Annotated in this window: 13 protein-coding genes; 4 read left to right on the plus strand and 9 right to left on the minus strand. The window is 36.9% G+C overall.

Going from position 1 to position 25,665, the window contains the following annotated elements; translation table 11 throughout:
• Positions 1-94: 94 nt before the first annotated feature.
• Positions 95-6,964: a hypothetical protein gene (locus ACMDB5_RS14300; protein WP_413998939.1), complete on the minus strand. Its 6,870-nt coding sequence runs from the start codon at positions 6,962-6,964 to the stop codon at positions 95-97.
• A gap of 1,181 nt (positions 6,965-8,145) precedes the next feature.
• Positions 8,146-11,598: a methylmalonyl-CoA mutase family protein gene (locus tag ACMDB5_RS14305; RefSeq protein ID WP_413998940.1), complete on the minus strand. Its 3,453-nt coding sequence runs from the start codon at positions 11,596-11,598 to the stop codon at positions 8,146-8,148.
• A gap of 309 nt (positions 11,599-11,907) precedes the next feature.
• Here ACMDB5_RS14305 and ACMDB5_RS14310 point away from each other — a divergent pair, with 309 nt between their 5' ends.
• The gene (locus tag ACMDB5_RS14310; protein ID WP_413998941.1) at positions 11,908-12,618 is read left to right on the plus strand and encodes a DUF4197 domain-containing protein; all 711 of its coding nucleotides are present in this window, start codon (positions 11,908-11,910) and stop codon (positions 12,616-12,618) included.
• Between the two features lie 55 nt (positions 12,619-12,673).
• Here the strand turns inward: ACMDB5_RS14310 and ACMDB5_RS14315 are convergent, their stop codons facing one another.
• The 6 genes from ACMDB5_RS14315 to prfA form a co-directional block, all read right to left on the minus strand.
• Entirely contained in the window at positions 12,674-13,330 is a 657-nt protein-coding gene (locus tag ACMDB5_RS14315; RefSeq protein WP_413998942.1) for a VOC family protein, read from the minus strand.
• A 16-nt stretch (positions 13,331-13,346) separates the two neighbouring features.
• A complete protein-coding gene (locus ACMDB5_RS14320) occupies positions 13,347-14,837 on the minus strand; it encodes a catalase (protein WP_413998943.1) in 1,491 nt (496 codons plus the stop codon).
• A 352-nt stretch (positions 14,838-15,189) separates the two neighbouring features.
• Positions 15,190-15,975 (minus strand): alpha/beta fold hydrolase, encoded by a 786-nt coding sequence (locus ACMDB5_RS14325; RefSeq protein ID WP_413998944.1) that lies wholly within the window; start codon positions 15,973-15,975, stop codon positions 15,190-15,192.
• A gap of 60 nt (positions 15,976-16,035) precedes the next feature.
• Positions 16,036-16,830: an ABC transporter substrate-binding protein gene (locus tag ACMDB5_RS14330; RefSeq protein WP_413998945.1), complete on the minus strand. Its 795-nt coding sequence runs from the start codon at positions 16,828-16,830 to the stop codon at positions 16,036-16,038.
• An 84-nt stretch (positions 16,831-16,914) separates the two neighbouring features.
• Entirely contained in the window at positions 16,915-17,742 is an 828-nt protein-coding gene (gene pyrF / locus ACMDB5_RS14335; RefSeq protein ID WP_413998946.1) for an orotidine-5'-phosphate decarboxylase, read from the minus strand.
• 167 nt (positions 17,743-17,909) lie between these two features.
• A complete protein-coding gene (gene prfA, locus ACMDB5_RS14340; RefSeq protein WP_413998947.1) occupies positions 17,910-18,986 on the minus strand; it encodes a peptide chain release factor 1 in 1,077 nt (358 codons plus the stop codon).
• A 261-nt stretch (positions 18,987-19,247) separates the two neighbouring features.
• On the opposite strand from prfA, the gene ACMDB5_RS14345 reads away from it, so the two are divergent.
• Both ACMDB5_RS14345 and ACMDB5_RS14350 read left to right on the plus strand, forming a co-directional pair.
• Positions 19,248-19,727, plus strand: coding sequence for a DUF6265 family protein (locus tag ACMDB5_RS14345; RefSeq protein WP_413998948.1), 480 nt, complete (start codon positions 19,248-19,250; stop codon positions 19,725-19,727).
• Positions 19,728-19,917: 190 nt separating this feature from the next.
• Complete coding sequence (locus ACMDB5_RS14350; protein WP_413998949.1) at positions 19,918-22,311, plus strand: TonB-dependent siderophore receptor; 2,394 nt, start codon at positions 19,918-19,920, stop codon at positions 22,309-22,311.
• Between the two features lie 111 nt (positions 22,312-22,422).
• On the opposite strand, the gene ACMDB5_RS14355 is transcribed toward ACMDB5_RS14350, so the two are convergent.
• The gene (locus ACMDB5_RS14355; protein ID WP_414000394.1) at positions 22,423-25,056 is read right to left on the minus strand and encodes a valine--tRNA ligase; all 2,634 of its coding nucleotides are present in this window, start codon (positions 25,054-25,056) and stop codon (positions 22,423-22,425) included.
• A 216-nt stretch (positions 25,057-25,272) separates the two neighbouring features.
• On the opposite strand from ACMDB5_RS14355, the gene ACMDB5_RS14360 reads away from it, so the two are divergent.
• Entirely contained in the window at positions 25,273-25,662 is a 390-nt protein-coding gene (locus ACMDB5_RS14360) for a DUF1573 domain-containing protein (RefSeq protein WP_413998950.1), read from the plus strand.
• Positions 25,663-25,665: the final 3 nt, after the last annotated feature.

Below are 25,665 nucleotides of genomic sequence, written 5' to 3' on the forward strand. Positions count from 1 at the left end.
AGTATAAACAAACCCCGAAAGTTTTACTTTCGGGGTCTATCTTTACTACCTAATCCTTCTCTATATTTTATAGGATTAGATTATTGGTACTTAACTATTGTGAAGACATTACTTTTTTAGTGCTGCTTCCTCTATTAGTAGTCAATTTCACAATGAAAACCTGCTCTTGCCCTCTATTTACATTTAGGTTTAGCGCAATTTCTTTGTTCAAATAACTATTGGAATCTAATTTAGAATACACCAAGCTACCATTTGAATTAAACACTTCAATTTTCACATCAGAAACATAATCGAAATTATATCTAATATTCAATTGGCCTTTAAAAGGAACCGGACTGGCTGTAAAACCTGCTGGATCAGCTGCTTTAGCTGTTGGTGTTAGACTAGTACAATTAGAAGCTGAAGTTGCGCTTGTGCCTCCTAAAGTACAATTGTCTTTCTCATTAAGTTTCCCTAAAATAGCTCCCATTGCACCTGCTTGATTATTTCTATAGGCAGAATTAACCGCATCAATAACAGCTTGTGGGGTACTATATGGATCAGAGTATTTAAGAGTACATGCATTAAGCAATGCAGCTACACCTTGACGCGCTAATAAATTATTACCGCCACCACCTAAATTTAATGCTTCTAGCAACGTTATGTTTTTCAAAGCTGCAGGTGCATCTTTAAATACATCACCAAATAAGTCACATGTTCTGTAAGTAGAACACCATCTGTCGGTATGGTTTTTCCAATAACCGAGGGTACATTCTTCAGATATACAACTTTCTACAATAAGCTCTCTTGAACATGTACTTGAACAATCACTTGAATTTGTGATTGTCACTTGATATGTTCCTGCCATACTCACTGTTATAGTCTGATCAGATGAAGTGAACCCATTTGGACCTGTCCAAGAATAGCTTTTCATTCCTGCTGTTGCAGTAAATGTCGAGGTTCCTCCGGAACAGATGGTTTGCCCTCCTGTAATGTCACATATAGGATTTGGATTAATAGTAACAACCATAAAATCACTGACTGCAGGACAAGGTCCATCCGGATTATTAGTTGTTAATGTTAATGTTACACTACCTCCTGCTATATCTGCTGCACTTGGAGTATAAACAGCATTGAGTGTCGTAGCATTAGGTGCAAATGTACCTGTACCACTTGAACTCCATGTTCCTGAAGAAGCACCTCCACCAACTGAACCCGCTAGCTGAACGGTTGAACCCGCACAAATAGTTTGGTCAATATTAGCATTAGCTGTTGCTCCCGGATTAATAGTAACAACCATAAAATCACTGACTGCAGGACAAGGTCCATCCGGATTATTAGTAGTTAATGTTAATGTTACACTACCTCCTGCTATATCTGCTGCACTTGGAGTATAAACAGCATTAAGTGTCGTAGCATTAGGTGCAAATGTACCTGTACCACTTGAACTCCATGTTCCTGAAGAAGCTCCTCCACCAACTGAACCCGCTAGCTGAACGGTTGAACCCGCACAAATAGTTTGGTCAATATTAGCATTAGCTGTTGCTCCCGGATTAATAGTAACAACCATAAAATCACTGACTGCAGGACAAGGTCCATCCGGATTATTAGTAGTTAATGTTAATATTACACTACCTCCTGCTATATCTGCTGCACTTGGAGTATAAACAGCATTAAGTGTCGTAGCATTAGGTGCAAATGTACCTGTACCACTTGAACTCCATGTTCCTGAAGAAGCTCCTCCACCAACTGAACCCGCTAGCTGAACGGTTGAACCCGCACAAATAGTTTGATCAATATTAGCATTAGCTGTTGCTCCCGGATTAATAGTAACAACCATAAAATCACTGACTGCAGGACAAGGTCCATCCGGATTATTAGTTGTTAATGTTAATGTTACACTACCTCCTGCTATATCTGCTGCACTTGGAGTATAAACAGCATTGAGTGTCGTAGCATTAGGTGCAAATGTACCTGTACCACTTGAACTCCATGTTCCTGAAGAAGCACCTCCACCAACTGAACCCGCTAGCTGAACTGTTGAGCCAGCACAAATAGTTTGATCAATATTAGCATTAGCTGTTGCTCCCGGATTGATAAAAGTTACCATCATATCAGAAACTGCCTGACATGGACCAGTTGGATCATTGGTGGTTAACGTTAATGTTACACTACCTCCTGCTATATCTGCTGCACTCGGAGTATAAACGGCATTAAGTGTCGTAGCATTAGGTGCAAATGTACCTGTACCACTTGAACTCCATGTTCCTGAAGAAGCACCTCCACCAACTGAACCCGCTAGCTGAACGGTTGAACCCGCACAAATAGTTTGGTCAATATTAGCATTAGCTGTTGCTCCCGGATTAATAGTAACAACCATAAAATCACTGACTGCAGGACATGGTCCATCCGGATTATTAGTAGTTAATGTTAATGTTACACTACCTCCTGCTATATCTGCTGCACTTGGAGTATAAACAGCATTGAGTGTCGTAGCATTAGGTGCAAATGTACCTGTACCACTTGAACTCCATGTTCCTGAAGAAGCTCCTCCACCAACTGAACCCGCTAGCTGAACGGTTGAACCAGCACAAATAGTTTGGTCAATATTAGCATTAGCTGTTGCTCCCGGATTAATAGTAACAACCATAAAATCACTGACTGCAGGACAAGGTCCATCCGGATTATTAGTAGTTAATGTTAATGTTACACTACCTCCTGCTATATCTGCTGCACTTGGAGTATAAACAGCATTGAGTGTCGTAGCATTAGGTGCAAATGTACCTGTACCACTTGAACTCCATGTTCCTGAAGAAGCACCTCCACCAACTGAACCCGCTAATTGAACGGTTGAACCCGCACAAATAGTTTGATCAATATTAGCATTAGCTGTTGCTCCCGGATTAATAGTAACAACCATAAAATCACTGACTGCAGGACATGGTCCATCCGGATTATTAGTAGTTAATGTTAATGTTACACTACCTCCTGCTATATCTGCTGCACTTGGAGTATAAACAGCATTGAGTGTCGTAGCATTAGGTGCAAATGTACCTGTACCACTTGAACTCCATGTTCCTGAAGAAGCACCTCCGCCAACTGAACCCGCTAGCTGAACGGTTGAACCCGCACAAATAGTTTGATCAATATTAGCATTAGCTGTTGCTCCCAGATTGATAAAAGTTACCATCATATCAGAAACTGCCTGACATGGACCAGTTGGATCATTGGTGGTTAACGTTAATGTTACACTACCTCCTGCTATATCTGCTGCACTCGGAGTATAAACGGCATTAAGTGTCGTAGCATTAGGTGCAAATGTACCTGTACCACTTGAACTCCATGTTCCTGAAGAAGCACCTCCACCAACTGAACCCGCTAATTGAACTGTTGAACCCGCACAAATAGTTTGGTCAATATTAGCATTAGCTGTTGCTCCCGGATTAATAGTAACAACCATAAAATCACTGACTGCAGGACAAGGTCCATCCGGATTATTAGTAGTTAACGTTAATGTTACACTACCTCCTGCTATATCTGCTGCACTAGGAGTATAAACAGCATTGAGTGTCGTAGCATTAGGTGCAAATGTACCTGTACCACTTGAACTCCATGTTCCTGAAGAAGCTCCTCCACCAACTGAACCCGCTAGCTGAACGGTTGAACCAGCACAAATAGTTTGGTCAATATTAGCATTAGCTGTTGCTCCCGGATTGATAAAAGTTACCATCATATCAGAAACTGCCTGACATGGACCAGTTGGATCATTGGTGGTTAACGTTAATGTTACACTACCTCCTGCTATATCTGCTGCACTCGGAGTATAAACGGCATTAAGTGTCGTAGCATTAGGTGCAAATGTACCTGTACCACTTGAACTCCATGTTCCTGAAGAAGCTCCTCCACCAACTGAACCCGCTAGCTGAACGGTTGAACCCGCACAAATAGTTTGGTCAATATTAGCATTAGCTGTTGCTCCCGGATTAATAGTAACAACCATAAAATCACTGACTGCAGGACATGGTCCATCCGGATTATTAGTAGTTAATGTTAATGTTACACTACCTCCTGCTATATCTGCTGCACTTGGAGTATAAACAGCATTGAGTGTCGTAGCATTAGGTGCAAATGTACCTGTACCACTTGAACTCCATGTTCCTGAAGAAGCTCCTCCACCAACTGAACCCGCTAGCTGAACGGTTGAACCAGCACAAATAGTTTGGTCAATATTAGCATTAGCTGTTGCTCCCGGATTAATAGTAACAACCATAAAATCACTGACTGCAGGACAAGGTCCATCCGGATTATTAGTAGTTAATGTTAATGTTACACTACCTCCTGCTATATCTGCTGCACTTGGAGTATAAACAGCATTGAGTGTCGTAGCATTAGGTGCAAATGTACCTGTACCACTTGAACTCCATGTTCCTGAAGAAGCACCTCCACCAACTGAACCCGCTAATTGAACGGTTGAACCCGCACAAATAGTTTGATCAATATTAGCATTAGCTGTTGCTCCCGGATTAATAGTAACAACCATAAAATCACTGACTGCAGGACATGGTCCATCCGGATTATTAGTAGTTAATGTTAATGTTACACTACCTCCTGCTATATCTGCTGCACTTGGAGTATAAACAGCATTGAGTGTCGTAGCATTAGGTGCAAATGTACCTGTACCACTTGAACTCCATGTTCCTGAAGAAGCACCTCCGCCAACTGAACCCGCTAGCTGAACGGTTGAACCCGCACAAATAGTTTGATCAATATTAGCATTAGCTGTTGCTCCCGGATTGATAAAAGTTACCATCATATCAGAAACTGCCTGACATGGACCAGTTGGATCATTGGTGGTTAACGTTAATGTTACACTACCTCCTGCTATATCTGCTGCACTCGGAGTATAAACGGCATTAAGTGTCGTAGCATTAGGTGCAAATGTACCTGTACCACTTGAACTCCATGTTCCTGAAGAAGCACCTCCACCAACTGAACCGGCTAACTGAACGGTTGAACCCGCACAAATAGTTTGATCAATATTAGCATTAGCTGTTGCTCCCGGATTAATAGTAACAACCATAAAATCACTGACTGCAGGACAAGGTCCATCCGGATTATTAGTAGTTAATGTTAATGTTACACTACCTCCTGCTATATCTGCTGCACTCGGAGTATAAACGGCATTAAGTGTCGTAGCATTAGGTGCAAATGTACCTGTACCACTTGAACTCCATGTTCCTGAAGAAGCACCTCCGCCAACTGAACCCGCTAGCTGAACGGTTGAACCAGCACAAATAGTTTGATCAATATTAGCATTAGCTGTTGCTCCCGGATTAACCGTAACATCAAATTGAGCAATTCCATAACAACCAGGATTACTCAATTTTTCACTACGCACATAAATAGTAGTTGTACCAAGGGATGCATTGTAAGATGCTGGATTAAGTATTTCAACGTCATAAACACCTTCAGCATCATTGTTATCACCATCGGATGTAAAATAGTGAATTGGACCACCATCAGGCGTTACAGAAGTTCCTGTTGTAAGATTAACTGGATTATCAGAGTTACAAATTGTTTTAGCAGCAACAGTTATGTTAGGCGGGGTTCCAGTGTTTCCAAACAAGAAAGGACCTGCAAAATCTTTCAGCTCACTGCCAAAAGCAGTACTATCGGTTGGACCACCACCACTACTTCGGGTTTTAACCAACAAACTTCCCAATATATTGCTACATGGATCTTGTGACCCACGTGCGTCCAATCCGAAAGCAGTAAGATTTATCCCTATTTCAACAAACTGTAACGCTTGATAGTGAGTTACAGCATTCGGTGTAGAACCTTCAAAGGTTCCCCAAGGAGGCCCTAGTGTGGTGTCATTATTATTTACTCTACCCCAGATAGCTGTTGTTCCTACATTGGGTAAAATAACACCATAGCCAAAAGTTAATGAACCAGTTCCTTTTTCAAAAGTTCCAGGATCAGTTGTGAAAGGGCGAGCCACAGCTGAATTATTATAATTATTAAAAACGGTTTCGTCCATCCATACCCTGACCCTAACTTGTGGTACTGTTCCCCCGTTAGTATAATCTACAGAAACAATAATGGTTCCGGGAGTTGCAACAGATCCGTCAGGATTAAAAGTCCAAGCGGTTCTACCTCCATCGGGACCAGTAGCCCCTGGAACAGATAAGTCTGATACTTCGTCCAATGCGGTACGGAAGAACTCAAAATCAACATGCTTATTACCATTAGTAACCACTAAAGAAGCTCCCGCGTAAGCCCAAAGTGTAGTAAAGGGTCTTGGGTCTGTGTTCCCTGGAGGTGTAAATGGAATTCTGGGTCCTTCCCCTCTTAAATGTGCATACACATCAATAAGATCATCCTTTTGAGGAACACTCCCTGAAGTCCCAATAGACCAAGTAGATGGATTATCGGAATTCTTATCCCCAGAACCTGCAAAATAGGATTTTTCAGCGCTACCACCTTTTACATAGTTATCTCTTCCATAAACGGCATCCAACCACAAATAATCAACAACCGCACCTGAATCATTAACGCCAGGAACAAGAGGATAAGGATAAGGAGAATTAAGAGCTGTTATAGATTGTCTAAATGAAAAGGCTTCATTAGGAGTTGCTGGAATGGGGTCAGTTTGTTTTATCACTCCCCGACCGTCGCCCGGATATGTACTGTTAAACCAGTCATCGGTATTCGAAGGACCAGCAAGATTACCAAATTGTAACAGATTAGCATAGACATCTCCATCAATACCAAAACCAGCTTTGACGGCTGCTCCACCAACAAGCTGTCCATAAATAGGAGCCTGACCAAATGCTAAAAGCGATAAAGTAGTATAAAAAACGAGTTTTTTATGAAACCAACTCGTCCCAAAAAAACTCGAAAAGCCTGCTTTGCAGCAGCAGGAAAAAGTATGGCTATGCTTTAGCCAAACTTTTAGCTTAGATAAAATTGTATTCTTTTTCATGATAATAGTATTTTTACACCATAAATTATATCAAGTAGGATATTTAAAGACTTGGAGAAAAACCAGTAAAGAAAATCATCTTCACAAGAAATAGCTGTGAAGTACACCATCATCCAAAGGATTTGTCATTTTTAGGAAATAAAAAATCCATCCTTTTACCAACTAATAAAGTCATTAAAAAAACTTTTAAAATTAGGATTAAAGCAACGGATAGGTTAAAACTAAAGTTTTCAGAATCGGGGGAGAAAACCAATAAAAAGAATCCTCTTCACATACTTTTATGAAGGATAACATCATAGAAAGGCTATCTCTATTATAGGAATAGTTAAGTCTTTTTACCAAACAGCTAAATCATTTCTGAAATAACTTAAAAAACATTATTAAATATAGTCTATAGATTAAATACAAAAGCTTTCAGACTTGGGATAGAAAAGCTGCAGAAAAAATTATCTTCAAAAAATATTTATGAAGTATGGCCCCCTTTATGGATATTTCATGAAGTAAAAACAACAAATAAGCACCTTTTTTAGTGTTAAAAAACTGTCTTATAAAACAACTTATTGTGAAAATTTTGTCTCTCAAAGTTAACTATTTAACTAAAAAAAAAGACGTTAAAAAAACCTAAAAAAGACAATCAACTACTATTCTCGTCAAAAAGCATGGTTGACTAAGAAAAACATTACAGTAGAAAAAAATTAGCATTAATTGACGTGTTAATATATTGAAAATCAATTAATTAATACAATTATTACATAAATTTTGTTAATCAAAAATAAATGTTAATTGCCATAAAACTTATTACGTTATTGTCTCTTTAATGGAATAAAAACTAATTTTTAAACAGTGATTTTTACAAAAAACCAACAATATTAAATTATTAAAAATAACTACAAAAAAACGTTTACTTTAAACTCAATTTTTAGTAAACGTAAAATTATAATCTCCAAAAATAAAATTGCGATTATCAGTTTCAAATCAATAAAAAAAAAGGCTTTTTTCTAACTAATTAATAAAATAATAGCATAAAAAAACCACCTCATCGGAATGGAGGTGGTTTGGATTTTAACAAAATAGTTAACTATAAAATCAGAATAAAGAATCTACAAATAAGACCCGATTTTATTCTTTATCGGAGTAAGGGATTCACATACTTTTCTTTTGCATATAAAGCGGTTCTCTATTTACATATTTCTTCTATACTGACCGCCTACCTCAAAAAGTGCAGCAGTGATTTGTCCCAAAGAACAAACTTTGCTCGCTTCCATTAAATATTCGAATAGATTTTCATTTTTAATGGCAGCGTCTTGAATCGCTTTCAATTGTTCATCTACTTTATCGTGATTTGCTTTGTGCAAATTATCCAGCATGGTGATTTGGTATTGTTTTTCTTCTTCAGTTGCTCTGATTACTTCAGCAGGAATAACCGTTGGCGAACCTTTAGAACTCAAGAAGGTATTTACTCCAATAATTGGGAATTCACCTGTATGTTTCAAAGTCTCATAATACAAACTCTCTTCCTGAATCTTAGAACGTTGGTACATCGTTTCCATTGCACCAAGAACTCCACCACGCTCTGTAATTCGGTCAAATTCCTGTAAAACGGCAGCTTCTACCAAATCCGTCAATTCCTCGATGATGAATGCACCTTGAATTGGATTTTCGTTTTTGGCCAAACCTAATTCTTTATTGATAATCAGCTGAATTGCCATTGCGCGACGTACCGACTCTTCGGTTGGTGTTGTAATCGCCTCGTCATACGCATTGGTATGCAAGGAATTACAGTTGTCATAAATCGCGTACAAAGCTTGCAAAGTTGTACGAATGTCATTGAAATCAATTTCTTGTGCATGCAAAGAACGACCCGATGTTTGAATATGGTATTTCAACATTTGCGCTCTTTCGTTAGCACCGTATTTGTTTTTCATGGCTTTCGCCCAAATTTTACGCGCCACACGTCCGATTACCGCATATTCAGGATCTACACCATTCGAGAAAAAGAACGATAAATTAGGTCCAAAATCATTAATGTTCATTCCACGACTCAAATAATATTCCACGTAAGTGAAACCGTTTGAAAGCGTGAAAGCCAATTGCGTGATTGGATTGGCACCAGCCTCGGCAATGTGATATCCAGAGATCGAAACTGAATAAAAATTTCTAACGTTCTTAGTAATGAAATATTCCTGAACGTCACCCATTAATCGCAAAGCGAATTCTGTTGAGAAAATACAGGTATTTTGTGCTTGGTCTTCTTTTAAAATATCCGCTTGAACGGTTCCTCGAACTTGAGATAACGTTCTTGCTTTGATGTCATTATATACTTCCAAAGGTAAAACCTGATCTCCGGTAACGCCCAAAAGCAGTAATCCTAAACCATTGTTTCCTTCTGGTAAATCACCTTGATAATGCGGTCTTTCTACCCCTTTTTCTTTATATATTTTATTGATTTTAAGCTCAACTTCTTTTTCCAGACCGTTAGCTTTAATATACAGCTCGCATTGCTGATCAATGGCAGCATTCATAAAAAATCCTAATAACATAGGCGCAGGACCATTGATGGTCATACTCACTGAGGTCATTGCATGAACCAAATCGAAACCAGAATATAGTTTTTTAGCATCGTCCAAACAACAGATAGAAACCCCGGCATTACCGATTTTTCCGTAAATATCCGGACGAAGATGCGGATCATTTCCGTATAAAGTCACACTATCAAAAGCCGTTGACAGTCGTTTTGCCGGCAAGCCCGCACTTACGTAATGAAAACGCTTATTAGTTCTTTCCGGTCCACCCTCGCCCGCAAACATACGAGAAGGATCTTCGCCTTCGCGTTTGAAAGGATATAAACCAGCTGTGAAAGGAAATTCTCCAGGAACATTTTCCTGCAGACACCAACGCAGAATATCACCCCAAGCCTGGTACTTTGGCAAGGCGATTTTTGGAATTTGAGAATGCGAAAGTGACTCTGTATGTGTCGCCATCTTTATTTCGCGATCACGAACCTTAAAGGTATAAACCGGATTCTTATATTTATTTACTTTTTCGTTCCAAGTCAATATAATTTCCCAATTGTAGGGATCTAAATCCATTTTTACTTTATCAAATTGATTCAGTAAAAGATTAAGGAATATTTTATTTTCAGCAGCTCCTTGCTTTTCGGATTCAATAGCGTTTGGTAAAACCGAACTATCATCAATTCCCGTTTTTATAATAAGCGGTACTTTACCCGAAACCGTTTCCAGTGTTTTGAAAATTCCGTATAATTTTTGGGCAACTTGCTCTTGGCTTAAAGCTATGTCATCATATTTACGATTGCTCTCGGCAATTTCAGACAAATAACGCGTTCTGTGTGGCGGAATAACATAAATTTTCTCGCTCATTTCTCGCGTGATTTGAAAAGTTGATTTCAAATCTGAATTTGTTTTCTCAACGATTTTATCCAAGATCGCTTTGTAAAGCGTATTCATTCCCGGATCGTTAAACTGCGAGGCAATGGTGCCAAAAACCGGCATTTCATCCGGATTCACATCCCATAGATTATGATTGCGTTGGTATTGTTTCTTAACATCGCGAATAGCATCTAATGCGCCTCTTTTGTCGAATTTATTTAATGCCACCAAATCAGCAAAATCAAGCATGTCGATTTTTTCCAATTGAGTTGCAGCACCAAATTCCGGTGTCATAACATATAAAGAAACATCAGAATGGTCCATAATCTCGGTATCTGATTGGCCAATTCCGGAAGTTTCAAGGATTATAATATCGTATTTAGCCGCTTTAATTACCTGAATTGCATCGGCAACGTATTTTGATAATGCCAAATTGGATTGACGCGTAGCCAACGAGCGCATATAAACTCTAGGATTATTGATGGCATTCATTCGGATTCTGTCTCCCAACAATGCTCCTCCCGTTTTACGTTTGGATGGATCCACAGAAATTAAACCAATCGTTTTTTCTGGAAAATCGATTAAAAAACGACGAACTAATTCATCTACTAATGATGACTTTCCTGCTCCTCCTGTTCCTGTAATTCCAAGAACTGGAGTCTTACAATTTTCGTTCATTTTATGAATAGCATCCAAAGCAGGTTTTGCCAAATCTGGGAAATTTTCTGCAGCAGATATGATTCTTGCAATGGCTGTTGGATTTTTGGATTCTAATTCTTCAAGCTCATTTGTTAATTTATTTCCGGTAGGAAAATCAGAACGTTCTACCAAATCATTGATCATTCCTTGCAATCCCATCGAACGACCATCATCCGGCGCATAAATACGGCAAATTCCATAGGCTTGCAGTTCAGCAATTTCAGAAGGCAAGATCACTCCGCCTCCGCCTCCAAATATCTTAATATGTCCCGCTCCTTTTTCTTTGAGCAAATCATACATGTATTTAAAATACTCATTATGTCCACCTTGGTAAGAAGTCATTGCAATAGCATTAGCATCTTCTTGAATGGCGGTATTTACCACTTCTTCGACACTGCGGTCATGACCGAGATGAATTACCTCAACACCTGTAGATTGAATAATTCTTCTCATAATGTTTATGGCAGCATCGTGACCGTCAAAAAGAGAGGCCGCGGTAACAATTCTTACTTTATTCTTAGGAATATATGGTGTTTCTGGATTCATTTTGAGGATATGATAATTTTAGTGGTGCAATTTACAAATTTTTTTAATGATTGTTTGACCTTCGTTAGACTTGTTAATAAAAAAGCAAGGAACTTAGCTTATAGCCCCGATGGAAGCGGTATCCTTAGCTGTTATTGCGAGGAACGAAACAATCAGCGAAGATAGAGCGCACAGCGGGACCGATGCCTGCAAACAAATCCTAAAGTTTATGCTTCTAAACAAAATTATGCGTTTGTTTTTGAATTAAATAGTATTTTTGACTCAAACCTTTTAAATAAATTAAGGTGAAGTAACTCTTAAAAAATAAACATGAAACGATTTTTAATTTTAACAGCAGTATTTTCTCTTTTTGGCTGTGCCGAAATGCAACAAGTAATGAATCAATTACCACAAGCCCAAGGCATGGGATTAGTTGATATATCTGGCGGATTAAAAGAAGCTTTGAACAATGGAATTTCAAAACAAGTAACAAAATTGACTGCCGCTGACGGTTTTTATAGAAATGAAGCTGTAAAAATATTATTACCAGAAGAATTGCGAAAAGTTGATGCGGGCTTGAGAAAAATTGGTCTTAATTCCTTAGCCGATGAAGGGCTAAAAGTACTGAACCGTGCCGCCGAAGATGCAGTGAAAGAAGCGACTCCAATTTTTGTAGATGCCATAAAAAACATGTCTTTTGCTGATGCCAGAGGAATATTGATGGGAAATGAAAGTTCAGCGACTAATTATTTACAAAATAGCACTTCGACTTCTTTATACGGAAAATTTAATCCTGTGATTAAAAATTCGTTTGCTAAAGTTGGTGCCGATAAAGTTTGGGCCAATATTATCACCAAGTACAACAGTATTCCATTAGTAAACAAAGTGAACCCAGATTTGACAGATTATGTTACGAATCAGGCGATGAGCGGTGTTTTTAAAATGGTGGCTGTTGAAGAAAAAAACATTAGAACAAATCTAAATGCCAGAACTTCTCCTCTATTACAAAAAGTTTTTGCGATGCAGGACAAGAAGATTTAATTCTTATTTATTATAGGTAAACAAAACGGCGGTGTTTTACTAAAAACACCGCCGTTTAATAATTTGTCTCCATAACATTTATTTTATTCTCGTTTTCAAAGATTACTTTTTTCCAAAAAGGTTTTGCTTTTATGCTTGTAGGATACCAATCTTTTCCTTCTGCAGCGAGTATAAAAAGTCCTGTTTCTGTTCCCATAACAATAAACTTTTCCAGTTTTGGCTGCATCGAAAAAACGGGAAGCTCATATTTTTCGACTAATTCATCGCAAAGCTTTGAAACACTTTTAGCTACAAAACCAATTTCGCTTATCGAAATAATGGAAGAACCATCAAAAGGATCGTTTGATTTGTTATCCAAATTATTACGGGCTATAAATTCTAAAATATTTCCGTTGTTATCATAGAAATAAAACGACTTGGCATTCCAATTACGAAAATCCGCAATTTTATCAGGAGGAATCACCTCTAGAATCTGAACTTTTGCTTCCATCCATGCAAAAGCCTCCGAAAGCATATTATTTGGGATATCGAAAGCGAAATGATAAATCGGCTTTTTAATTTTAGACAATCTGAAAGTCAGCTTCGTCTTTTTTACAGCAAATGAGATACTGGATTTATCCTTTGAAATAATTTTCAATCCTAGTTTTGTCCTATAAAAAACTTCTGTTCCGTCAATATCATTTGTCAATAATTCAACCTCTAAAATATTCATACCAATTTTGTTAAAACTATTTCGGTTCTTCCATATCCACCTCATCAACACCCAAACCTTCTTCAATTGCCGCTCCTAAACGACCATCGACTCTATACCAATGACTCAATTGTCTGTTGATGATTTCGCGTTTTTTAGGCCCCTGAATACCAGACATGGCGGCTACAATGTTACTAATGGTGTTTTCTTGTTGTTTAGCTGTCATTAATTTAAATAAATTACCAGGCTGCGAAAAATGATCGTTCTCGCCTTCAGAATTTCTGTCGTACCAATCGGCATAATGGCTGTTAATAGGAAGTGGTGGTTCCTGATATGCCGGATCAATTTCCATATCATCAAAGCTATTTGGAAAATAATTAGGGTTTTCGCCACCATTACCATCCACTCTCATGTGTCCGTCTCTTTCATAATTATTGGTTGCAAAGGGACATCTGTTTACTGGAATTTGTTCGTAATTGGTCCCCAACCGATAGCGGTGGGCATCCGGATAGGACAATAATCGTCCTTGCAACATTTTATCGGGCGAATAGCCAATACCGTTTACTATATGCGCCGGGGCGAAAGCGGCTTGCTCAATATCCTGAAAATAATTATGGGGATTTTGATTTAATTCTACAACTCCAACGTCAATCAATGGATAATCTGCGTGGGGCCAAACTTTTGTCAAATCAAACGGATTTAAATAATAGTCTTGACTAAGCGCTTCTTCTTCGGTCATTACTTGAATTTTTAAATCCCATCTTGGAAAATTCCCTGCATCAATATTCTCCATCAAATCACGTTGTGCAAAATCCATGTCATGGGCTTTCATTTGGGACGCTGCCTCATTAGTGAAATTGCGAATCCCTTGTGCCGTTTTAAAATGAAATTTTACATAGGTACGTTCATTGCCTGAATTAATCATCGAATAAGTATGACTGCCATAACCGTTCATGTGACGGTATCCGTAAGGCGTTCCTCTATCAGACATTAATATCAAAACCTGATGCAAACTCTCGGGATTCAACGACCAGTAATCCCACATCATTGTTGGTGACTTCAAATTTGTATGGGGATCTCTTTTTTGAGTATGTATAAAATCTCCGAATTTTTTAGGGTCTTTGACAAAGAAAACCGGGGTATTATTGCCGACTAAATCCCAATTTCCATCTTCGGTATAAAACTTCATTGCAAAACCTCTGGGATCTCTTTCTGTATCTGCCGATCCTCTCTCTCCACCTACCGTTGAAAACCGCATCAACATTTTTGTTTCTTTCCCTATTTCAGAAAAAATTTTAGCTTTCGTATATTTAGTGATATCATGAGTTACCGTAAAAGTTCCAAAAGCACCTGAGCCTTTTGCATGTACCACTCTTTCCGGAATGCGTTCCCGATTAAAATGAGCCATCTTTTCATGGAGAATATAATCTTGCAATAAAAGCGGCCCTCTTGAACCTACAGATTGGGAATTTTCATTCTCTACATAAGGTCTCCCCGATGCGGTTGTCAGTTTTTTATGTAATTTCATGATTAAGAATTTAAGAATTTTTATCAAATTAACACTCTGAACAATAGATGCAATAAAAACAAAACGAATTAACTGTATGCTTTTTTAACAAAAAGTCATACAGAAGTAACAATGACAAAGAAAGAGGTATTATAAAAAAAATTAAAATTATGGACTTGGGGACTAATGCCATCAATTTTAAAAACTACACTTAAAGTTAAAAAACTTAACTTATAAACAACAAACTAATAACAAAATATTAACAGCTAAATAGGGGCTTATAACCGATCTTTGCAGAGTAATAAACTGGTTATTTATTATATTGGTTTTGGTTAGTTAAAGATTTGCCGACATTTTAGGATGTCGGCATTTTTTATTTTGTTTTATTCATAAAAGAAAGGACAGCAACATTAAAAGCATTAGCCTGCTCCACGTTTACCACATGTCCACAGTTTTCAATTACAAACAATTTTGAGGATTTATAATGAGCTGCCACCACTTTTCTGACAGAAGGCAAAAACATATAATCTTCTTCTCCCATTACATAAAGGGTCGGTATATTCAATTCAACCTGACGAAACCATTTCAGTACAGGATTAATTTCGGCTGTGAGTTTAAACCATTTTATGAACTCTTTCTGATATAACTTTTTGGCCTCATTGATAAATAGCAAACGGGATTGTTTGTGATTCGCTTTTGGCATGATCACAAAAGCAAAAAACTTATACAATACCAGATAAGGCAACACATATTTAAAAAGATTCCCCAGTCGCATTAAAACCTGAGAACGAAAATTCATTTTTAATATTGCTCCTCCTAAAATCATGCTTTGAACCCGTTCAGGATACATTTCAGCCAATTGTCTAATCAAAATTGTTCCGAGAGAAATTCCAACAAAATGTGATTTCTGAATTTTGAGAAAGTCCAAAACTTCCAAAATATCATTGGCCAAAGCCGAAAAAGTGTATTTCTGCTTAAGAGCACTCTTTAGTGAAGTTTTTGAGTTTCCATGCCCCCGCAAATCCAATAACAAAACATTATACTGTTTCTGGAAATCCCTAATCTGCTTGAACCAAATAGAAGAACTTCCACCAGCACCATGAACAAAAGTCACCCATTGGTCACTGTTTTTATTTTCATAAATAGTATAATTTATCATGCGCTTATTTTTTGTAAAAGAAGATTTATAAACGGAATAATCTATTCATCAATCCTCCTTTTATAATTTTTGATGTAAATTTTTAAAATACTCAAAAGCTTTCAGCAATCTGCTTCCATACCAGGAAAACATTTCACCATCTACCAGAATAATTTGGGCGTTCTCTGCAAACTCTGCTATCTCATAGCCATCTTCGCGCTTAAAAGGATAAGGTTCCGAAGAAAGAAAAACGATCTCGGGATTCCCTTCTGATTTCATTTTTTCTAATTCAATTTCCGGATATCTGCCTTTATCATCATAAATGTTTTTAAAATGATTCAATCTCAATAACTCATTAATAAAATTGTTTGAACCGGCAACCATATATGGGGTTTTCCAAATAAAATAGGTGACTTTCGCAATTGCTTTATCTTTGATGAAATTTTTAAAATCGCTCAAGGCAAAAGCCAATTTGTCATTCCATTTTTGTGCTTCGATTCTACAATTAAAAAGTTGACCAAAATCAGTTATCATCTTAAAATTATCTTCGATAGTAATGATGTCAGTCACCCAAACTGGACAAATTTTACGCAATTCTTCAACGATTTCCTTCGTATTCTCCTCTTTATTGCAAATAATAATATCTGGCTGCAATAGTCGGATTTTCTCATAATGCACTTTTTTTGTTCCGCCTACAATCTTCTTGGTCGATTTTAGATGATATGGATGCACGCAAAACTTGGTTATCCCAACAATTCGGTCTTCCAAGCCCAAATCACACAACAATTCCGTTTGCGAAGGAACCAAAGAAATGATTCTTTGTGGCGACTTCTCAAAAGTATGTTCATTCCCGATTTGGTCAATTAAAGTTTTCATGTATTTAACGCAAGACTCACAAAGAAATTCACAAAGGATTCAAATTATGTTGATTGCTTCCTTTTGAACTTCTTCTGAATTTTATTATTTTATTGGATTTGTATTTAAAATTGCTTCCATTTCCTGTTGCATCTTCAAGGCTTCGACTCTGGCTTTTTCGGCAAAATCAGCTCCATTAGAAGCATAGATAATTCCTCTTGAAGAGTTAATAAGCAATCCCACATTGGCATTCATACCGTATTTACATACTTCAGAAAGGCTTCCACCTTGTGCTCCCACTCCCGGAACAAGTAAGAAACTATCAGGAACTATTTTACGAATTTCAGTAAAATATTCTGCTTTGGTTGCTCCAACCACATACATCAAATTTTTGCTATTTTTCCAAGTTTTAGAGGTTTCTAAAACACGTTTATACAATTCTTTACCGTCTACGTTCAAAGTCTGGAAATCAAAAGCACCTTCGTTTGAAGTCAGTGCCAACATAATGGTATGTTTGTTTTCGAAAGCCAAGAAAGGTTCTACGGAATCTTTCCCCATGTAAGGCGCAACGGTTACACTATCAAAATTTAAATCTTCAAAAAAAGCTTTGGCATACATCGAAGAGGTATTTCCTATATCGCCACGTTTGGCATCGGCAATTGTGAATATTTCGGGATAATTCTCGTTGATGTAATTGATTGTTTTTTGCAATGACATCCAGCCTTTGATACCATAAGCCTCAAAAAATGCCGTATTGGGTTTGTAAGAAACCGCAAGATCATGAGTTGCATCAATTATCGCTTTATTAAACTCAAAAATAGGATCTTCCAGTTCTAATAAATGTGATGGGATTTTAGTTAAATCTACATCTAATCCTACGCATAGGAATGATTTCTTTATTTTTATTTGCTCAATTAGTTGTTGTGTTGTCATTGTAATTTATTTAATCGCAAAGTTCGCAAAGTTTTTCGCAAAGTCCGCAAGGATTCTTTGATATTGTGTTGTTTTTTAGGAGCAATATCCTCGAAGTGAAACGAAGAGATAAAGACGAAATCGGGAAAAAGCTCCAAAAAAAAGCCTCAATAAATGAGGCTTGTAATTTAGAAAACTTCGCTGGCTTCCTTTAATTTTTCCATGTTGTTCACCAGTTGTAACTCGTCAACAATTTTCTGAATGTCACCATTCATGATATTTCCTAAATCGTATAATGTCAGACCAACTCTGTGATCCGTCACACGACCTTGTGCATAGTTATAGGTTCTAATTTTTGCAGAACGGTCACCTGAACTCACCTGAGAAGTACGTTTTGTAGCATCCTCAGCTTCTTTTTTGGCTAATTCTTGTTCGTATAAACGAGAACGCAAAACGCCCATCGCCTTATCCTTATTTTTATGTTGCGATTTTTGATCTTGACATTGCGCTACTAATCCTGTAGGAATGTGTGTCAAACGCACCGCAGATTTAGTTGTATTTACCGATTGTCCTCCTGGTCCTGACGAACAAAAGAAATCCACACGTACATCATTCATATCAATTTGAACATCAAATTCCTCCGCTTCTGGTAAAACCATAACTGTTGCTGCCGAGGTATGAACACGTCCTTGGGTTTCCGTTTGAGGAACACGTTGTACACGGTGAACTCCCGCTTCAAATTTTAAAGTTCCGTAAACATCTTCTCCACTAACTTCAAAAATCACCTCCTTGAATCCTCCTGATGTCCCTTCATTCATATCCACAACCGATGTTCTCCATCCGCGGTTTTCACAGTATTTAGTATACATACGGAATAAATCTCCGGCAAAAATACTCGCTTCATCCCCGCCCGTACCGGCACGAATCTCCACCATCACGTTCTTAGCATCTTCTGGATCTTTAGGAATCAGCATGAATTTAATTTCTTCTTCTAATTCCGGCAATCTATCTTTGGCTTCTTCCAGTTGCATCTTGGCCATTTCGGTCATATCAGCATCACTATTGTCAGCTATTATTTCGTTTGCTTCATCAATATTAGCCATCAAAAGAACATATTCATCTCTTTTTTCAGCCAAAGCTTTCAGATCTTTATACTCTTTGTTCAGTTGCACATAACGTTTCTGATCCGAAATAACATCCGGCTGGATGATCAAATCCGAAATCTCATCGAAACGTTGTTTTACTATTTGAAGTCTATCTAACATATTATCAGTCCTTATATTTGGAGTGCAAAAATACAAAAAAGATTGCAGATTTTAGATTCCGGATTTCAGATTTTTTTAGAAGCTTAATTCAGCTGTTTGATCAAATAAAATTGATCAATTTCCGATGAAAATAAAAACAAAGTGAAGTACTCTTTTATAATAAGAAAAAATCAAAAAAAAGGATGCTGATTCGATCTGGGCTAATTGCAGTAATTTTCATAATATTGTACCCAATTTCATCAACAATTCAATTTTTAAAATATGTACACAAAAACCTTTTTTCTACTTCTTATCATAACGCTTGTCTCCTGTAAAAATTCAGATTCAAACGAAAAAGACAAAATCAAAACAGCACATTGGCTCCTTGGAAAATGGGAAAGCAAAACTTCTGATGGTACTCTTTCGGAAAACTGGAAAAAACTAAATGATAGTACTTATAAAGGGCAATCCTATTTCATCAAAGACAAAGACACCTTGCATTTTGAAAGCATCCTTTTACAACAAAAAGGAGAAGAACTAAATTATATTGCCACCGTACAAGGACAAAACGATGATAAAGCTGTTACGTTTCAACTTACAGGGACCACTGAAAAACAATTAGTTTTTGAAAACCCGAAACACGATTATCCTCAAAAAATAAGTTATACGAACGTTTCCACCACCACTTTGGTTGCTGAAATTTCAGGAATCCAAAAAAGAAAACCAAGTTCTGAAAAATATACTATGGTTAAGACCCAATAGAGAAACATTATATTTCTTATAAAGCCTTGCTTAAATTAAGCAGGGCTTTTTGTTTACATAAAAAACTGATTTTCAATTTACTAAAAAAAAGTTAAACTTATTATTGATATTTAATCTAAATAAGCTTTGTCAAATCAAAATGAGGTTTTATCTTTGCATCGTTATTTTTAATTATTCCAAATAAACAATCATGAGCAATCAAATTAGAATATTATTTATCCTATTATTTACATCATTTTTTATACAAGCACAAGAAACAGGTATCATTGAAGGGAAAATAGTTTCGGCAGATGGATTTCCTCTTTCGGGAATAGCCATAAAATTAGGAAAAGAAGTGAAAACAACCAAAACGGATGCCAAAGGCGAGTTTAGTTTCACTAATTTCCCAATCGGAAACCACACTATTACATTAGAAGGAAGCGGAATGAAGAAACAATCCAAAGAGATTAAAGTTCTGCCAAACCAAACCAATTTTGTAGAATTCCGATTAGAAGAGGACATTACTACTTTAAAGGAACTGGTAATTAAAATTAAACAAACTCCCAATAAAAAAAGAGAAACCGTTCTATCTGGTCTGGAAATAAAACCAATAGATTTGCCTCAAAGCATTCAAATAGTAGGAAAGCAAGTTATAGAACAGCAACAAGCAGTAAAATTGAGTGACGTCATTAAAAATGTAAATGGCTTATATGTAGGTTCAGCCCGTGGTGGTGCTACAGAATCATTTTGGTCTAGAGGATATGATATGTCAACCAATAATATGTTTAAAAACGGCTTCCGTTTTAACAATGGTTCAATTCCGGAAGTATCTTCTTTGGAAAGAATAGAAGTACTTAAAGGAAGTGCCGCATTATTATTTGGAAACGTGGCTCCAGGAGGTGTCTTAAATATGGTTACAAAAAAACCTTCTTTTAAAAGTGGAGGAGAAATTAGCATGCAAATGGGAAGTAACGCTTTCTACAAACCATCTCTTGATATTTATGGTCCTTTAAATAATACTATTGCTTATCGCATTACAGGTTCTTATGAAAACTCAGAAAGTTTCAGAGATGTTGTAAAAAAAGAACGTTACTACATTAATCCATCGGTACTTTTTAAAGCTAGTAAAAAAACCGAAATTGTATTGCAAGGAGATTATTTACATGACAATTGGACACCTGACTTTGGAACAGGAATCATTGGAAAAGAAATTGTTGATTTGCCTAGAAATACTTATTTAGGTGCTACTTGGTCTAATGGTCAAACTAGACAAGCCAGCGTTTCAGGATTAGTAAAACATGAATTTAATGAAAATTGGAAATTGAATTTCAATACTTCTTTCCAAAACTATGAAAGAAGTTCAAAAGGAACCGAACGTATACAACCAGCTGCCAATGGAGATTGGAGCCGCCCTTTAGGTCAAAACAAAAACTTGGAACAAATAATCGGGGAGCAAATAAGTTTGCAAGGAAATTTTGTTACCGGAAAAATAAAACACCAATTTTTTACGGGAGTCGATTTTGATAATTCTTTTGCGCAAGCATATACCTATACATTTGGCCAAAAAAATTATGGTAGCGGTAACATTTTCGATTTTGATAATTTTGATCAAGGCGGTGCCATTCCCGATGCGACTAATACTCGAATCGTAAAAACAGACACCAATCGTTTTGGAATTTATGCACAAGATTTAATTTCGCTTACCGATAAATTCAAAGTTTTGGCAGGAATACGTTGGTCTTGGCAAGAATCACAGGCAACAAACCATGATTTAACTAAAAGCCCGGTTGCAATAAAAGAAGATGAAAAACGTATCGATCAAGCTTTTACTCCTAAATTAGGTTTGGTTTACCAACCTACAAAAAACACCTCGTTATTTGCCAGTTATTCTAATTCTTTTACCCCAAACACAGGTACAACGGTTGATTTAAAAGTGATAAAACCTTCTATAATTGACCAATATGAATTGGGAATCAAAAACGATTTTTGGAAAGGAATATTGAGTACAAACGTTACTTTCTACCAAATTGAAAACAGCAACTTAGCTCAAACTGCCGAATTTAAAGCCGATGGATCAAGCAATACTGACTCTAGCATAAAAGTCTTAAGCGGATCAACAAAAAGTAAAGGTGTAGAATTAGATATCACAGCACGACCATCAGAAGGTTTAAGCATAATAGCAGGTTATAGTTATAATGACATGCGCTACACTAAAACTTCAGGTTTAAAAGGAAGTTTTATAGAAGGTGATCGTTTAGCAAGAACACCAGCAAACACAGCTAATTTAAGTTTCTTTTATACCTTACCATCAGGAGCCTTAAAAGGTGTTTCTTTTGGAGCAATAGGAAACTATATCGGAAAAAGAGTTGGAGGTTGGAACAATCAAATTGATGCATCATTACCAAACGGAATTTTTGACAGAGAAATCCCTCTTGCAGCTTACACGACGATAGATGTATCAGCAGGTTATAGCTGGAAACAGTTTTCAATCTTATGTAAATTGTCTAATATCACAAACGAGTTGAATTATACCGTACATGAAAATTACAGTGTAAACCCAACCGCTCCACGTCAAGTAATGACTTCGCTAAAATATAAGTTCTAATCAAGTTATTTTTCTTGATTCTAAACTAAAATTTAAATCATACAACTTACAAAAAATCCCAATTCTGAAATTTCAGAATTGGGATTTTTTTATTTTAAGAAGAATCTAATATTATTTCAATCCAGCCAAACTCTGCTCAATGGTTTCAATTTTAGATAAAGCATCGGCTTCTTTTTGCCTTTCGTTTGCCAATACCTTCTCCGGTGCACCGGCCACAAATTTTTCGTTGGCTAATTTGTTTTGAACTGATTTCAAGAAACCTTTTATATATTCTAACTCTGAAGTTAGTTTAGCAATTTCTTCCTCAATATTTATGTTTCCGGTAATTGGGATGAAATATTCATTTGATTTAACTCTGAATGATAAAGCGCCATCCACTTTGTCCGAAACATATTCCAACGCAGTGATATTCCCCAATTTAGTCACCACCGAATCAAAATAAGTCGAAGTGTTATCATTATTAATCGCTTTCAATTCGATCGCGTCTTTGAAAGGAATATTTTTGTCTTTACGGATCGTTCTTATTCCAGAAATCACATCGATTGTGTTCTCGAAATCGGCAATTAATCCCGCATTAAATGGTTTCATCTCCGGCCAAGTTGAAACGATTAACGCTTCTTCTGGTGTTCTTTCGGCCAATAATTGCCAGATTTCCTCTGTCAAAAACGGCATGAACGGATGCAATAATTTCATGTTGTTTTCCAGCATTTCTATCGCTTTCGCAAAAGTTACGCTGTCAATTGGCTGTTGATAAGCCGGTTTTATCATTTCAAGGAACCAAGAACAGAAATCATCCCAAACCAATTTGTAGATTCCCATCAAAGCATCGGAAATTCTATATTTTTCGAAATTATCTTCGATTTCCAAAAGCGTTTGTTGCAATTTGGCTTCATACCATTCAATCGCTACTTTTGAGGATTCCGGCTGCGGAATTGAATCCGAAACTTCCCATCCTTTTATCAGTTTGAAGGCATTCCAGATTTTGTTGGTAAATCCTTTTCCTTGGTTGCATAACTCTTCGTCGAACATAATGTCGTTTCCTGCAGAAGCACTCAAAAGCAAACCTACACGAACACCATCGGCACCAAATTTTTCAATCAAATCCAATGGATCCGGTGAATTCCCCAATGATTTAGACATTTTACGTCTTTGTTTGTCGCGAACCAAACCGGTCAAATACACATTTGTAAATGGTTTTTTCCCCGTATATTCATAACCCGCAATGATCATTCGCGCCACCCAGAAAAACAAAATATCCGGCCCGGTCACTAAATCATTCGTAGGATAATAATATTTAAAATCTTCGCTTTCTGGATCCATGATTCCACCAAAAACGGACATTGGCCAAAGCCAAGAAGAAAACCAAGTATCTAAAGCATCAACGTCTTGTCTCAGATCAGAAATTTGAAGTTGAGCGTTAGAAGTTTTTGTTTTTGCCAATTCTAAAGCTTCTTCGATAGATTCAGCAACCACAAAATCTTCTTTTCCGTCGCCATAAAAATAAGCTGGAATTTGTTGTCCCCACCACAATTGGCGAGAAATATTCCAATCGCGGATATTATTTAACCAATGTGCATAAGTATTCTCGAAACGTTTTGGGTGCAATTTAATATCACCATCAACCAAAACGGATTGGATAGCCGGTTTAACCAAATCCTCCATTTTCAAAAACCATTGGTCTGATAATCTTGGTTCGATTACCGCTTTGGTTCTTTCAGAAGTTCCTACTTTATTCAAGTGAATTTCCGTTTTTGCCAAGGCACCAATAGTTTCGAGTTCTTTTGCAATTTCTTCACGAACCACAAAACGGTCTTTTCCTTGGTAATGCAATCCAAAACTGTTCAAAGTGGCATCTTCATTAAAAATATCAACGATTTCAAGATTGTGTTTCTCACCCAATGTTTTATCATTCATATCGTGGGCAGGAGTCACTTTCAAACATCCTGTTCCGAATTCGATATCAACGTATTCGTCTTCGATAATAGGAATGATTCTTCCACAAATAGGCACAATCGCTTTTTTTCCTTTCAAATGAGCAAAACGCTCGTCATTCGGGTTGATACAAATCGCGGTATCCCCAAAAATAGTTTCCGGACGCGTTGTAGCAATCGTTAGGAAATCTTCACTTCCCTCGATTTTATATTTTAAGAAATATAATTTCCCTTGTTGCTCTTCATAAATAACCTCTTCATCAGACAAAGTTGTTTTGGCTTCCGGATCCCAATTCACCATTCGATAACCTCTATAAATCAATCCTTTGTTATATAAATCAACAAAAGAACGAATTACAGATGCTGACATATCCGGATCCATCGTGAATTTTGTTCTTTCCCAATCGCAAGAAGCGCCTAGTTTTTTTAATTGATCCAAAATTACACCGCCATACTTATCCGTCCAATCCCAAGCATGCTTAAGAAATTCTTCGCGTGTCAAATCATTTTTATTGATTCCTTCGGCTTTTAACTTCGCAACCACTTTGGCCTCAGTAGCAATCGAAGCGTGATCTGTTCCGGGAACCCAACAAGCGTTGAAACCTTTAAGACGTGCACGACGAATCAAAACATCTTGAATTGTATTGTTTAGCATGTGTCCCATGTGCAAAACTCCGGTAACATTTGGCGGAGGAATCACAATGGTATATGGGGTTCTATGATCTGGCTCCGAATGAAAATAATTATTCTTCATCCAGTAGTCATACCACTTATTTTCAATAGTTTTAGCGTCAAATTGTGCAGGAATTGTCATTTTACTTTTGATTTGTTTATTTGTTAATTCGTTGATTTGACTAACCGAACCATCGATTAACCCTATCAACAAATAACCATTTAATCTTTGGTCTAATTATTGTAATTCATATAGGCAACAAAAGTAAGTAAATAATTAAGGACACTATAAAAAGGCAAATAAAATTTGTGTACTAATTAAAAGAAAGTATATTTACTTTTAATAAATAAACTAAAAATGAAAAAAATAGCCACATTATTAGCGATCATATGCTTTAGTAGTATGGGATTTGCCCAAAAAGGAGCTAAAATTGAATTTAAGGTACAAAATAACACTATCGATTACGGAAATATCAGCAAAGGAAAGGACAATGGGATACGGACTTTTGAATTTACTAATACCGGTGACGCCCCATTAATCATCTTTTCTGTTCAATCAACTTCAAATTTGACTATACTTTCTAAACCGAAAGATTCCATCTTACCTGGAAAAACGGCTAGAATTGAAATTAAATACAATATGATTCCAGGGCCAATCAGAAAAACGATTACTGTTGAATCTAATGCTATAAATTACGATGAAGGACGTATTCCTTTAAAGATTAAAGGGGAAGTAATTGCCAACTAATAT

The sequence above is a fragment of the Flavobacterium sp. W1B genome, assembly GCF_047344965.1.
Taxonomy (GTDB): domain Bacteria; phylum Bacteroidota; class Bacteroidia; order Flavobacteriales; family Flavobacteriaceae; genus Flavobacterium.